General features: G+C 34.2%; 2 protein-coding genes and 1 pseudogene. All 3 read right to left on the bottom strand.

Annotated features, from left to right (window positions below; translation table 11 throughout):
* The coding region (locus I215_RS15590) for a DUF3347 domain-containing protein (RefSeq protein ID WP_008992955.1) at positions 1-322 on the bottom strand (322 nt) is incomplete at its 3' end.
* 22 nt (positions 323-344) lie between these two features.
* Positions 345-797, bottom strand: coding sequence for a heme-binding domain-containing protein (locus I215_RS15585; RefSeq protein WP_008992954.1), 453 nt, complete (start codon positions 795-797; stop codon positions 345-347).
* A pseudogene (locus tag I215_RS16050) lies at positions 797-945 on the bottom strand (DUF3347 domain-containing protein); the annotation flags it as partial. The gene I215_RS15585 and the pseudogene I215_RS16050, both read right to left, overlap by 1 nt.

Genomic DNA, 945 nt, shown 5'->3' with positions numbered 1-945 from the left:
CTACGGCATCTTCTATAATTTCTTTTAATTCTTCTTGATTTTCTTTTGAATAACTGTCCGTATCAAAAGCTTTAAGAGAAACTACCAATTTAGATCCAGCTTGGGCTGCTTTTTTGGTGTCATCTGCAACCAAAGCATTTTTTAAATTAAAGTAATCACTTAAAATTGTTTCTGTTTTTGCATCATTTTTCATAGTTGTCATTTTGCTATGATCCATTTTCATATCTTCGTGATCGTGGTTCATTTTTTTCTTTTCCTCTGCGTTGGTAAAAGAAACTGCTAACAATAGCACTGCTGCTATACTCATTTTTAAATTTTTCATTTTTATTATATTTAATTATAGTTTATAAATTGTCTTTTAATTGTGTCATAAAATTAATTACCTCTTTCGCTTCCTCTTCTGAAAAGGCTGCCTCTTTATGTATCAAAGTGTAAGAATCCAAAGGCATTTCGCCAGCTTCAATCTGTTTGACAATAGACCTTAGTTTACTGGCTTTTCGTCGGTTAGACAAGGAATCCCATTTACTGAAGTTAAGCTCGGCCTTTCCTTCTTTGATATGTTCTTCCAAAAACCAAGCAACGGGTTGAATTTTATTGTACCAAGGGTATTGCGTATTATTACTGTGGCAATCATAGCAGGAAACTTGTAACTTATTTTGAATGTTCTCCGGAACATTGTTAACCAACATAAAATCAGTTACGGGTACCGTATCACTTTGATTTCGTGTTGTGGGAATAAATTGAATTCCCACAAACGCCACCAATAGTATTATTGCTATTATTTTTACAATCCTCATTAGTTAATCTCTTTTTGTACCTTCCCGCAATTCAACATTTGACTTCCGTAATAGGGATTCTTAATGTCTTTGCTCAAACTCAGCCAAGCACTACCGCCATCGTACATTGGGCAAAACTGTTGGTAAAGGGTGTTTTCAGTTCCTGTAA

The sequence above is a fragment of the Galbibacter marinus genome (assembly GCF_000300875.1).
Lineage (GTDB): Bacteria > Bacteroidota > Bacteroidia > Flavobacteriales > Flavobacteriaceae > Galbibacter > Galbibacter marinus.
This window is presented reverse-complemented; position numbering and strand designations above follow the sequence as displayed.